Below are 11,044 nucleotides of genomic sequence, written 5' to 3' on the forward strand. Positions count from 1 at the left end.
CCGCCTCGCCGCGGCAGGCGTAGAGTCCAGTCCGGGCATCTGCGCGCGCGGCGTCGCATCCCGCACAACGAAGGGCAGCACGCCAATGACCGACTCGTCGACCCCGACCGCGCACGCGGCCACCGGAGCCCACCACGGCGGCCTCAACCCGTGGCCGGGGCTGTGGGCGCTCGTCATCGGGTTCTTCATGATCCTCGTCGACACCACGATCGTCTCGGTCGCGAACCCCGCTATCAAGGCGGCGCTCGACCCCGACACGAACAACCTCGACAACGTGGTGTGGGTGACCTCCGCGTACTTGCTCGCGTACGCGGTGCCGCTGCTGATCACCGGACGCCTCGGCGATCGCTTCGGCCCCAAGAACATCTACTTGATCGGGCTCTCGGTGTTCACGCTCGCCTCGCTGGGGTGCGGCCTGTCGACATCGCTCGGCGCGCTCATCGCGATGCGCGCCGTGCAGGGCCTGGGCGCATCGCTGATGACGCCCCAGACGATGGCCGTCATCACGCGCACCTTCCCGCCCGACCGGCGCGGAGCGGCGATGGGCCTGTGGGGGGCGACCGCGGGCGTTGCGACCCTCGTCGGCCCGCTGGCCGGCGGCCTGCTCGTCGACGCGCTCGGCTGGGAGTGGATCTTCTTCGTGAACCTCCCCGTCGGCGTCATCGGCTTCGTGTTGGCCTGGATGCTGGTTCCGGCGCTGCCCACGCATCCGCACCGGTTCGACATCCTCGGCGTCTTCCTCAGCGCCCTCGCCCTCTTCCTCATCGTCTTCGGGCTGCAGGAGGGCGAGAAGCACGACTGGGGCGCGATCTGGGGGCCGGTCTCGGTGTGGGGGCTGATCGTCGCGGGCGTGGTGGTGCTGGGCGTGTTCGTGTGGGCGCAGTCTCGCGCCGAGGGCGAACCGCTCGTGCCGCTGGAGCTGTTCCGCGACCGCAACTTCTCGGTGTCGAACCTCGCGATCGCCACGGTCGGGTTCACCGTGACCAGCATGAGCCTGCCGCTCATGTTCTTCATCCAGCTCGCGGCCGGCCTCACGCCGACGCAGGCCGCGCTGCTCATGGCGCCGATGGCGGTGCTGTCGGGCGCGCTCGCGACGCCGGCCGGCCGCCTGCTCGACCGGGTCGACCCGCGGTTCCTGCTGGTGCCCGGTCTGCTGCTGACATCCCTCGCCCTGTTCTGGTACTCGATGCTCATGCGCCCCGACACCCCGGTGTGGATGTTCCTGCTGCCGTCCGCCCTCATGGGCATCGGCAACGCTGGTATGTGGGGGCCGCTCGCGACCACCGCGACCCGCAATCTCGGCCCGCGGCAGGCCGGGGCCGGAGCGGGCGTCTACAACACGACCCGCACGATCGGCTCGGTGATCGGCTCGGCGGCGATCGCCGCGTTCATGCAAGGGCGGCTCGAGGCGAACCTGCCCGGCGCCGAACAGAGCAGCGGCGGATTCGGCGAGGGCACGCTGCCGTCGTTCGTCGTCGACGGCTTCTCGGCCGCGATGGCCCAGGCCGTGCTGCTGCCCGCGTGTGTGCTGCTGGTCGGCGTGGTCGCGGTGCTGTTCCTGCGCCGCCCGCGCGCGGCTCGGTGAGGGCGCGCGGCATCGAGTCCGGCCGCCTTGGGGCGGAAACCCGCCGAGACGCGTTTGTCCAGATCAGGCTATGTGGCGTGGTCAGGACGTTTTGCGCCAGATCGTCCTGACTGCGCGAGATCAGGAGATTTCGCAGCGGCCGGTGCGGGCAGGCCCGCTACGCGCCCACGCCGGCGGCGATGTCGGTGCGGTGTTGCGAGCCCTCCAGCGTGATGCCGTCGACGGCGTGGTAGGCGCGGTCGCGGGCCTCGTCGAAAGTCGTGCCGAGCGCGACCACGCTGAGCACACGTCCTCCCGTGGCGACCAGGCCGCTGTCGGCGACCGAGGTCGCGGCGTGCGCGAGGTGCACGCCGGGAATGGATGCCGCGGCATCCATTCCTTCGATCACCCGCCCTGTCACGGGCTTGTCTGGATACCCCTCGCTCGCGACCACGACGGTGACCGCGACCGCGTCGGCGAACGCGGGGCGGGCGTGGTCCTCCAGGTTGCCCGACGCGGCCGCGAGCAGCAGTTGCGACAGCGGGTCGACCAGCCGCGGCAGCACGACCTGGGTCTCGGGGTCGCCGAAGCGCGCGTTGAACTCGATGACCTTCACGCCGTCGTCGGTGAGCACGAGCCCCGCGTAGAGCAGGCCGATGAACGGCGTGCCCTCGGCATCCAACTGCCGCACGACGGGCTCGGCCACGGTGCGCGTGACGAGGTCGACGAACTCGTCCTCGCCGCCGAAGCGCTCGCTCAGCCACGGCAGCGGAGAGTAGGCGCCCATGCCGCCCGTGTTGGGCCCCGCGTCGCCGTCGCGCAGGCGCTTGTAGTCCTGCGCCGGGCTGAGCGGCAGCACGTGGTCGCCGTCGCTGAGGAAGAACAGCGACACCTCGGGGCCGTCGAGGAACTCCTCGACGAGCACGGGCCCGGTCGGCAGGTAGGCCTCGGCGTGCGCGAGCGCGGCCGCGCGGTCGGAGGTCACGACCACCCCCTTGCCGGCGGCGAGGCCGTCGGCCTTCACGACGTGCGGAGCGCCGAGCGCGTCGAAGGCGGCCTCGACGTCGGCGGTCGTGCGCGCGCGCAGCGCGCGGCCGGTGGGGACGCCGGCGGCATCCATCACCCGCTTCGCGAACGCCTTCGAGCCCTCCAGCTGCGCGGCGGCCTTGCCGGGCCCGAAGACCGGGATGCCGCGGCCGCGCAGCGCGTCGGCGACGCCGGCCACGAGAGGGGCCTCCGGCCCGATGACGACGAGGTCGACGAGGCGCTCGATCGCGAAGCCCGCCACGGCCTGCGGGTCGAGCGGGTCGAGCTCGACGATTGTCGCGTCGCGCGCGATTCCGGCGTTGCCGGGGGCGGCGAACAGCTCGTGCGGTGCGTCTTCCGAACGCAGCGCGAGGATGATGGCGTGCTCGCGCGCGCCCGAGCCGAGGACCAGGATTCTCACCCCGCCAGCCTATCCGCGGGCTGCGCGCTCTCGTCTGGGGCTCAGCCTGTCTTGCTGTGTCTGTCTTGCTCTGTCTGTTGGCTCAGCCTGGTGGCGAAGGTGGCGCTTCGCGCCGCATCCCTCAGCCCAAACCGACCACGCGCGCCACTTCGAGAACCTGCGCCCTGGGCGAAGGTGGCAGTTCGTGCCGGGACGAAGGGCGGGATGCGGCAACGCGCGCCACTTTCACGTGGCGGGTGGATGCCACGTGGAGGGGTGCCGCGTGGAGGGGTGCGCGGCGTAGCGTGGAGGAATGCCGCGCAGAATCACGACCGACGACGGCCGGGCCGCGCTCGCGGCGGTCGCGGGCGGCTCCGCGGCGCGGCTCGAGTTCGCGACCGCCGTGCGCTATTTGCTGCAGCTGCTTGCCGAGAAGGCCCCGGGCAATGCCGTCGAGGTGCGCGTGCCGCCGTTCGGAGCCGTTCAGGCCGTGGAGGGCCCTCGGCACACCCGGGGCACGCCGCCGAACGTGGTCGAGATGGACCCGGCCACGTGGATCGCCGTCGCCGTGGGCGAACAGTCGTGGGCGGATGCCGCATCCTCCGGCCGCGTCCACGCCTCGGGGACGCGGGCCGACCTGCGCGACCTCCTCCCGCTGCGCCCGTGACCCGTGCGCTCCCCGCGCGGTGAGACAATGGACGCATGGTCGACCAGGCGGACGCCCCCCGCACGGAGGATCCCTCGGCGCCGCACGAGAGCGTCGAGGTGGTCAGCGACGAGATCGTCGGCGCGCGCGTGCGCCGATCGCCGCGGTACAGTGTGTTCCTCGTGCTCGGGGCGGCGCTCGGCGTCTTCGTCGCGATGATCCTGACGTTCGCCTTCGACGGCAACGCCCACACCGCCGCGAACGGCGCCGTCTACTCCGACGGCCAGGTGTTCGGCTTCCTCGCTCTGGTGGGCGTTGCGACCGGGCTGCTCGTCGGCGGGCTGGTCGCGGTCGTGCTCGACCGCCTTGTCGGCCGCCGCACCACTGCGGTGGACGTCGACCATGAGCACGTCGAGAGGCTTGACTGAGCCGGTCGAAGTCTGAGCCCTCCGATTTCTTCAGATCAGGCCATTTCGCGCAGTCAGGGCGTTTCGTGGCGCATCGTCCTGAGTACGCGAGATCAGGAGATTTCGCGAAGCGGCGAAGCGGCGAGGCGGCGCGCCCGCGCGCTACGCGAGCTCGGCGATGATCGGGTGGATCGCCGCGTCGAAGGCCGCGACATCCCCCCGCAGTCCGTCGGTGACCGCGATCGTGAGCGAACCGATCCACCAGACACCGCGCTGCGTCAGCGGCAGCACCTGCACGTTGAGCTCGAACGAGTGCGCGCGCCGCCCGACCTGCCGCTCGTGCTCGGAGATCGCGCTCGCGTACGCGCGATACGAGACCCCGGGCCCCGCTGCCGCGTGCTTCGCGTAGCGGTCGTGCGCGCGCAGCGCGAACTCGACCGCGTCGGCCGCGTGCGGCTCGATAGCCTCGCGCAGCAGCTCGGCGCCCTCGACGGGCAGCGCGACGAGCGTGTCGAATCCGTCGACGAGGTCGAGCGGCACGTGCGACGGGTGCGCCTGCGGCTCCACCGTCATCGCCCAGTACTCGCGCCACTGCCGCTCGAGCAGCGCCTGCGTCTGGTCGTCGCGATCGCCCGTGCGGGAAGGGATGCCGCGCAGGTGCGGCAGCTCGTCGGGGGAGCGGATCCCGAGCACCTGCCGCAGGTACATCGCGAGGATCACAGGCCGGCCCGCATCCTCTCGAATCACCCACGCGGGAGTGTCGCCGGCCATGCCGCCATTCTAGGCAGGGCCTCGCCGCAGCCTGTCGACCCGCCCCGCACCGCGGGCATTAGGCTGGTCTGGTGGCCGAAGCCCCCCCAGCTGATCCCTACGCCGAAGCCGGAGTCGACACCGCCGCGGGAGACCTCGCGGTCGAGTTGATGAAGTCGGCCGTTCGCCGCACCCACGGGCCCGAAGTGCTGGGCGGCGTCGGCGGATTCGCCGGGCTTTTCGACGCGTCGGCGCTGACGGCGCTCGCCACACCGCTGCTGGCGACGAGCACCGACGGGGTGGGCACCAAGGTCGCGATCGCGCAGGCGATCGACAAGCACGACACCGTCGGCCTCGACCTCGTCGGCATGGTGGTCGACGACATCGTGGTGGTCGGGGCGCGCCCGCTGTTCATGACCGACTACATCGCGTGCGGCAAGGTCGTGCCCGAGCGCATCGCCGACCTCGTGCGCGGCATCGCCGACGGCTGCGCGCAGACCGGCGCCGCCCTCGTGGGCGGCGAGACCGCCGAGCATCCGGGCCTTCTCGGCCCCGACGACTACGACCTCGCCGGAGCCGCCACTGGCGTCGTCGACGCCGACCGCGTGCTCGGCGCCGATCGCGTGCGCCCCGGCGACGCGGTGCTCGCGCTGGCCAGCAGCGGCCTGCACTCCAACGGCTACTCGCTCGTGCGGCGCATCGTCGACCGCGCCGGCATCCGGTATCGCGACCACAGCGCCGACCTCGGCGCCACGTGGGGCGAGGCGCTGCTCGAGCCGACCCGCCTGTACACCGCCGCGCTGCTGCGGCTGATCGCCGCCGCCGGCGGCGCGGTGCACGCCCTCAGCCATGTCACCGGAGGGGGCATCGCGGCCAACCTCGCCCGCGTGCTGCCGCCGAGCACCCGCGTCGAGCTCGACCGCGCGACGTGGTCGCCTCCGCCGGTGTTCCGCGTGCTCGCTGACCTCGGCGGGCTCGGGCTCGAGGCGACAGAGGGCACATGGAACCTCGGCATCGGCTTCCTCGCGGTCGTCGACGAGAGCGGGGCGGATGCCGCGGTCTCGACGCTGGCGGGCGAGGGCATCGCCGCCTGGCGGGTCGGCACCGTGCACAGCGGCGCGCCGGCCGCAGGCGACGCGTGGACGCAGGGCGCGAAGGGCGTGGATGGCGGGGCGGTGCGCCTGGTCGGCGCGTACAGCGAGAGCAACGGAGCAAAGTAACTCCCCATGTGTGGCATCGTCGGAATGGCCGGGAGCGGGCCGGTCAACCAAGAGATCTACGACTCGCTGCTGCTGCTGCAGCACCGCGGCCAGGACTCGACCGGCATCGCCACCGCCGAGCCGAACGGCGTCTTCCACCTGCACAAGGCGAGGGGCCAGGTGCGCGAGGCGTACCGCACGCGCGACATGCGGGCGCTGCTGGGCAATATCGGCCTCGGGCATGTGCGCTACGCCACGCAGGGCACGGCGTCGAAGGAAGAAGAGGCGCAGCCGTTCTACGTGAACGCCCCGTACGGCATCGTCCTCGTGCACAACGGCAACCTCACCAACACGCGAGAGCTCACCGACGAGCTGTTCCACAGAGACCGGCGGCACCTGAACACGAGCTCTGACACCGAGCTGCTGGTGAACGTGCTCGGCGGCGAGCTGCAGGCATCCATCGCAGGCCTCGACCTCAGCCCCGACCAGGTCTTCGAGGCGGTCGCGCGCGTCCACGAGCGCGTCGAGGGCTCGTATGCGGCGATCGCGCTCATCGCCGGGTACGGCCTGCTCGCGTTCCGCGACCCGTTCGGCATCCGCCCGCTGATCCTCGGCACCCGCCCGTCGGCCGAGGGCGGCTATGAGTGGATCGTGGCGTCGGAGTCGCTCGTGCTCGAGAACGGCGGCTTCGAGATCGTGCGGGATGTCGAGCCCGGCGAGGCCGTGTACATCACGCTCGACGGCAAGCTGCACACGCACCACTGCGCGCGCGAGCCGAAGCTCATCCCGTGCTCGTTCGAGTACGTGTACCTCGCCCGGCCCGACTCGGAGATGAACGGAATCTCGGTGTACGAGGCGCGGCTGCGGATGGGCGACCGGCTGGCCGACACGATCGCGAAGTACACGCCGCGCGAGATGATCGACGTCGTCATGCCGATCCCCGACTCGTCGCGGCCCGCCGCGATGCAGGTCGCGCGCAAGCTCGGCGTCGAGTACCGCGAGGGCTTCTACAAGAACCGCTACGTCGGCCGCACGTTCATCATGCCCGGGCAGGCGGTGCGCAAAAAGAGCGTGCGGCAGAAGCTCAACGCGATGTCGAGCGAGTTCAAGGGCAAGAACGTGCTGCTCATCGACGACTCGATCGTGCGCGGCACGACGTCGAAGCAGATCATCCAGATGGCGAGGGATGCCGGGGCGAAATCGGTCACGTTCGCCTCCGCCGCACCGCCCGTGCGGTACCCGCACGTGTACGGCATCAACATGCCGTCGCGGCACGAGCTCGTCGCGCACGGCCGCACGATTCCCGAGATCGCCGCGGAGCTCGGCGCCGACTACCTCGTGTACCAGGAGGTCGACGACCTCAAGGCGGCGATCCTGGACGGGTCGCCGGATGTCGAGGACCTCGACATGAGCTGCTTCGACGGCCGGTACGTCACCGGCACGGTGTCGGACGAGTACCTCGACTGGGTCGAGAGCACGCTCACGTCCTGACGCGCGGGTGTTGCCGCGGCGTTCGCCGGTGCGGTTGCCGGTCGAGTTGTCACGAATCGTGGCTTCGGGCTGCGGAATGCGGCAACTCAACGACGCTTGAGAGACCGCGAGTCGTCATGTCCGAGTGAGGTCGAGGATGTCGAGGGCGAAGGATGTCGGGGCCCCGCGATCACGCTGAGACCCGCCCGGGCCGCTGAGACCCGCCCGCGTGCTGACACCCGCCCGGGCCGCCGAGACCCGCAGCGCAGGCGTGGGTTTCGATGCCGGGGGTGGGTCTCGGGCGCAGACGCGGGTCTCGGTGCGCGGGGTGGGTGGTGCCAGGGGTGGGTTTCGGGCGCAGGCGTGGGCCTCGTCGCCAGCGCCGGCCCCGGCGCGCAGCGGAGCCCGGCCGCTCACAGGTCCTGGTGGAACTCCTCGATGAGGTGGTCGACGACCGCGGCCATCGCGCCGTCGACGTCGGCTCCGGCGGCCACCGCCCGCGCCGCGGCGGCGCGCTGCCGCTCGGCGGAGGTGCCGCCCGCGACGATGCTCTGCACCCGCTCGACTTCGGCGCGGCACGCGAGGGCGTCGGCATCCTCCTCAACCAGCTGGATGAGCTCGGCCATCAGCTCGGCGAAGGGCACGATCGTGCCGCGGCCGAAGTCGATGAGTCCTTCTGTCGTGCCGTAGCGCTGCGCGCGCCACCGGTTCTCGTCCACGAGGAAGCGGCCGTACGTGCGCCAGCGCTGGTTGCGCACGCGCAGCCGCCACAGCATCCGCATGATCGACTGCGTGAGCGCGGCCAGGGTGAGCGTGTCCTCCAGGCGTGGCGAGACATCCATGATGCGCGTCTCGAGGGTCGGGTACGAGTGCGACGGGCGCAGGTCCCACCAGATCTTGGACGAGTCCTCGATGATGCCGAGGTCGACGAGCACGCCCACCGAGCGCTGGTAGTCGGCCCAGCTCTCGTACTCCGGCGGCAGGCCAGTGCGCGGCAGATTGTCGAACACCGAGATGCGGTACGAGGCGAGCCCGGTGTCTTCTCCCTGCCAGAACGGTGACGACGTCGACAGCGCCAGCAGGTGTGGCAGGAAGTACGGCATCTGCCGCAGGAAGTCGGCGCGCAGCGCGTCGTCCCCGATGCCCACGTGCACGTGGCATCCACAGATCAGCAGTCGCCGCGCGACGCCCGCCAGCGCGCGCTCCAGGCCCTCGTACCGCTCTTTCGGCGTGTGGTCCTGCTCTTTCCAGTCCGCGAAGGGATGGCACGACGCGGCGATGGGGGCGAGCCCGTGCCGCGCGGCCTGCTCCGAGATCGTGGACCGCAGCCGCCGCAGGTCGTCGCGGGCCGCGCCCACCGTCTGGCACACGCGCGTGCCGATCTCGACCTGGCACTGTTTGAACTCGGGGCTCACCTGCTCGTGCAGGATCGCGGCGCAGTCCTCGATGAACCCCTGCGGCGCGCCCGCGAGTGCGCGGGAGTCGCGGTCGACGAGGAGGTACTCCTCCTCGATACCGATGGTGAACTCGGGTCGCTCCATTGCGGCATCCTCTCGCTCTCACCCTGTCAGCGTGATGCGGGATGCCGCAATAGGTCAGGCCTTCTCGCCCTCGTACTCGTCGCTCCACTTGTCGACGTAGGTGTCGTCCTCGTCGCTCGCGTGCCCGAGTTCGCGCTCCAGCGCGGCGTAGTTCACGCCGTGCACGTCGTACTTGAGCTCGCGGGCGATCTTGGTGTGCTTCGCCTTCTGACGGCCACGCCCCATGCGTAACCCCCTCATAAATTGCGCTGCGGGCGTCTGAGCGCCCGCGCGTTCACGAATCCGGCTCGTGGGCCGGCAAGAGTACCATCAGGATAGCACGGGGCACTTTGCCGACCGCCCTCGAAGCCCCTTGCGGAAAGGGACGGACGGATGTCGGACGACACATCGCGCGAGGACTCGACAGGGCACGCCGACGTGCCCGACGCAGCCGTGCCGCCGCCGGACGACCCCCGCCTGCGCGGGGCGGTCGTGGCCGCCGTGATCCCCGGCCAGTCGCCCCGCGTGCTGACGGAGGCCGCCCGGTACGCGACGCTCATGGGAGCGCCGCTGCTGGTCGTGAACGTGGATGTCACCCGGTTCGTGACCTACGAAGACCCCGACGGCTATGTGCACTCCGCGCCGATCGACCTGCACGTGGACTCGGGGGTCGACGACCTGCAGGCCGTGCAGAAGGCTGCGGAGGCGGTGCTCGACGGCAGAGACCTGGTGTGGGGCGTGCACCAGCTCGTCGGCGACCCCGCGCTGGCGATCAAGCGGTTGGCCGACCGCATCGACGCCAAGCTGATCGTCGTCGGCACGCGCAAGCGCGGGCTCGGCGAGTCGATCCGCGAGTTCTTCACCGGGTCGGTGGCCGCCCGGCTCGCCCATCGCCAGCGCCGGCCGATTCTGGTTGTGCCGCTGGGCGACCTCGTGCCCGACGACGAGTCGATCTGGCCCGAGTAGCCGGCCCCCGGGCGGGAAGCCGGGCTTCTCCGCCCGACTCCGCCCGCGCCGCGTTTCGCCAGATCAGGCTATTTCGCCTGCTCAGGACGATTTGCGCCGGATTGGCCTGACTGCGCGAGATCAGGAGATTTCGCGCACACCGGGGCCATCAACGCGCGTCGTTGACACGCCCTGTGAGCCCCGGTAGCGTCGGGCGGACACCCGGACCCGAACGGGGTGCCCCAACTCCAACGACGAAATTGAAAGGCACGCCATGGGTTTCCGCTCGGTGTGGGCGCGATCTTGACGCGGAACGCGACAGCGGCTCTGGCGGCCATGATCGCGCTTGCGACCACGCTGGGGGTGACGGGATGCGCGCCGGCCGGTCCGCGGGAGGACGGCCCGGTGTCGTTGCCAACGAGTGCCGAGGCGACGTACTGCGTTCCGACGGAGGGCGATGACAAGGTCATCGTCGGAGAGCAGTTCGTCACCGAGGGGGTGGAGATCCAGATGACCCGCCTCACGGCCGAGAACCCGAAGGGGGTGCTGGTCTCGGCCGCGTATCTGCTCACTGAGCCGGTGGGAACGGACACGGTCCCGAGCGAGGAGCGGTGGTGGCGGGAGAAGGTCAGGATCGAGGACTCGGGCCCGGTGTCCTCCTCTTCCTCCGACGACATCATCAGTGTCGGCCTGGTGCTCTCGCGAACAGGCGAAGCGGATGGGACCGTCGACCGGTTCGTGCTCGAGTACACGGTGGATGGCGTCGAGTACATCGCGAAGGGCACGCTCAATGTGATCGTCGCCAACAAGGAGTGTTCGGACCCCGACGAAGACGGCCTCGAGGATTGACCCGCACCCCTGCTCAGTCGCGCAGCGCGCGGGTGACGTTGCGCGCGGCTTCGTCCAGCGCGCGCGAGAGGTCGTCGACGACGGATGCCGCCAGCAGCCCGCCGCGCGCGACGTGCGAGCGCAGATCGCTGCGCACCCGGGCCCGGAACTCGTTGATCGCGGCGTCCGCGGTGTGCAGCCGCTCGCGGCTCAGCGCGCGCGGGTCGTCGCCTGCCGGGCCCGACGGTCGCGCCGACGCGCCGGCATCCCGCTCCTCGCGCGCTGCCGC

11 protein-coding genes and 1 pseudogene are annotated in these 11,044 nt (G+C 71.1%); 7 read left to right on the top strand and 5 right to left on the bottom strand.

All coding sequences use genetic code 11. The features are described 5' to 3' along the window. Window positions 1-85 precede the first annotated feature (85 nt). A complete protein-coding gene (locus QM611_RS00645; protein ID WP_415077952.1) occupies window positions 86-1,585 on the top strand; it encodes a DHA2 family efflux MFS transporter permease subunit in 1,500 nt (499 codons plus the stop codon). A 157-nt stretch (window positions 1,586-1,742) separates the two neighbouring features. On the opposite strand, the gene purD is transcribed toward QM611_RS00645, so the two are convergent. Continuing rightward, window positions 1,743-3,011: a phosphoribosylamine--glycine ligase gene (purD, locus tag QM611_RS00650; protein ID WP_415077953.1), complete on the bottom strand. Its 1,269-nt coding sequence runs from the start codon at window positions 3,009-3,011 to the stop codon at window positions 1,743-1,745. A gap of 292 nt (window positions 3,012-3,303) precedes the next feature. Here purD and QM611_RS00655 point away from each other — a divergent pair, with 292 nt between their 5' ends. Together QM611_RS00655 and QM611_RS00660 are read left to right on the top strand one after the other, a co-directional pair. Next, window positions 3,304-3,657 (top strand): sterol carrier family protein, encoded by a 354-nt coding sequence (locus QM611_RS00655; protein ID WP_415077954.1) that lies wholly within the window; start codon window positions 3,304-3,306, stop codon window positions 3,655-3,657. A 35-nt stretch (window positions 3,658-3,692) separates the two neighbouring features. Then, entirely contained in the window at window positions 3,693-4,064 is a 372-nt protein-coding gene (locus QM611_RS00660) for a potassium transporter Trk (protein WP_415077955.1), read from the top strand. Between the two features lie 141 nt (window positions 4,065-4,205). Here the strand turns inward: QM611_RS00660 and QM611_RS00665 are convergent, their stop codons facing one another. Further along, window positions 4,206-4,814 carry a zinc-binding alcohol dehydrogenase gene (locus QM611_RS00665; protein ID WP_415077956.1) on the bottom strand — a complete coding sequence of 203 codons (609 nt, stop codon included), beginning with the start codon at window positions 4,812-4,814 and terminating at the stop codon, window positions 4,206-4,208. A gap of 71 nt (window positions 4,815-4,885) precedes the next feature. On the opposite strand from QM611_RS00665, the gene purM reads away from it, so the two are divergent. Together purM and purF are read left to right on the top strand one after the other, a co-directional pair. Further along, window positions 4,886-6,013, top strand: a complete 1,128-nt coding sequence (purM, locus tag QM611_RS00670; RefSeq protein ID WP_415077957.1) for a phosphoribosylformylglycinamidine cyclo-ligase — start codon at window positions 4,886-4,888, stop codon at window positions 6,011-6,013. 6 nt (window positions 6,014-6,019) lie between these two features. Next, on the top strand, window positions 6,020-7,483 hold the full coding sequence (gene purF, locus QM611_RS00675; RefSeq protein WP_415077958.1) for an amidophosphoribosyltransferase: 1,464 nt from the start codon (window positions 6,020-6,022) through the stop codon (window positions 7,481-7,483). Window positions 7,484-7,875: 392 nt separating this feature from the next. Here the strand turns inward: purF and QM611_RS00680 are convergent, their stop codons facing one another. Next, on the bottom strand, window positions 7,876-9,003 hold the full coding sequence (locus QM611_RS00680) for a carboxylate-amine ligase (protein WP_415077959.1): 1,128 nt from the start codon (window positions 9,001-9,003) through the stop codon (window positions 7,876-7,878). A gap of 54 nt (window positions 9,004-9,057) precedes the next feature. Further along, window positions 9,058-9,228: a DUF3073 domain-containing protein gene (locus QM611_RS00685; protein WP_415077960.1), complete on the bottom strand. Its 171-nt coding sequence runs from the start codon at window positions 9,226-9,228 to the stop codon at window positions 9,058-9,060. A 147-nt stretch (window positions 9,229-9,375) separates the two neighbouring features. On the opposite strand from QM611_RS00685, the gene QM611_RS00690 reads away from it, so the two are divergent. Both QM611_RS00690 and QM611_RS00695 read left to right on the top strand, forming a co-directional pair. Continuing rightward, the gene (locus QM611_RS00690; RefSeq protein ID WP_415077961.1) at window positions 9,376-9,948 is read left to right on the top strand and encodes a universal stress protein; all 573 of its coding nucleotides are present in this window, start codon (window positions 9,376-9,378) and stop codon (window positions 9,946-9,948) included. 384 nt (window positions 9,949-10,332) lie between these two features. Further along, window positions 10,333-10,776 carry a hypothetical protein gene (locus QM611_RS00695; protein WP_415077962.1) on the top strand — a complete coding sequence of 148 codons (444 nt, stop codon included), beginning with the start codon at window positions 10,333-10,335 and terminating at the stop codon, window positions 10,774-10,776. A gap of 13 nt (window positions 10,777-10,789) precedes the next feature. Here the strand turns inward: QM611_RS00695 and QM611_RS00700 are convergent. Next, window positions 10,790-11,044 (bottom strand): annotated as a pseudogene (locus QM611_RS00700) (PadR family transcriptional regulator); the annotation flags it as partial.

The organism is Microbacterium sp., assembly GCF_047606685.1.
In the GTDB taxonomy this organism is placed as follows: Bacteria; Actinomycetota; Actinomycetes; order Actinomycetales; family Microbacteriaceae; genus Microbacterium.

Bases quoted from the DNA above. Each gene is read 5' to 3' on its own strand.
- QM611_RS00660 (WP_415077955.1), top strand. From the start codon at position 3,693: ATGGTCGACCAGGCGGACGCCCCCCGCACGGAGGATCCCTCGGCGCCG.
- QM611_RS00680 (WP_415077959.1), bottom strand. From the start codon at position 9,003: ATGGAGCGACCCGAGTTCACCATCGGTATCGAGGAGGAGTACCTCCTC.
- QM611_RS00685 (WP_415077960.1), bottom strand. From the start codon at position 9,228: ATGGGGCGTGGCCGTCAGAAGGCGAAGCACACCAAGATCGCCCGCGAG.
- QM611_RS00655 (WP_415077954.1), top strand. From the start codon at position 3,304: ATGCCGCGCAGAATCACGACCGACGACGGCCGGGCCGCGCTCGCGGCG.
- QM611_RS00690 (WP_415077961.1), top strand. From the start codon at position 9,376: ATGTCGGACGACACATCGCGCGAGGACTCGACAGGGCACGCCGACGTG.
- QM611_RS00665 (WP_415077956.1), bottom strand. From the start codon at position 4,814: ATGGCCGGCGACACTCCCGCGTGGGTGATTCGAGAGGATGCGGGCCGG.
- QM611_RS00645 (WP_415077952.1), top strand. From the start codon at position 86: ATGACCGACTCGTCGACCCCGACCGCGCACGCGGCCACCGGAGCCCAC.
- purF (WP_415077958.1), top strand. From the start codon at position 6,020: ATGTGTGGCATCGTCGGAATGGCCGGGAGCGGGCCGGTCAACCAAGAG.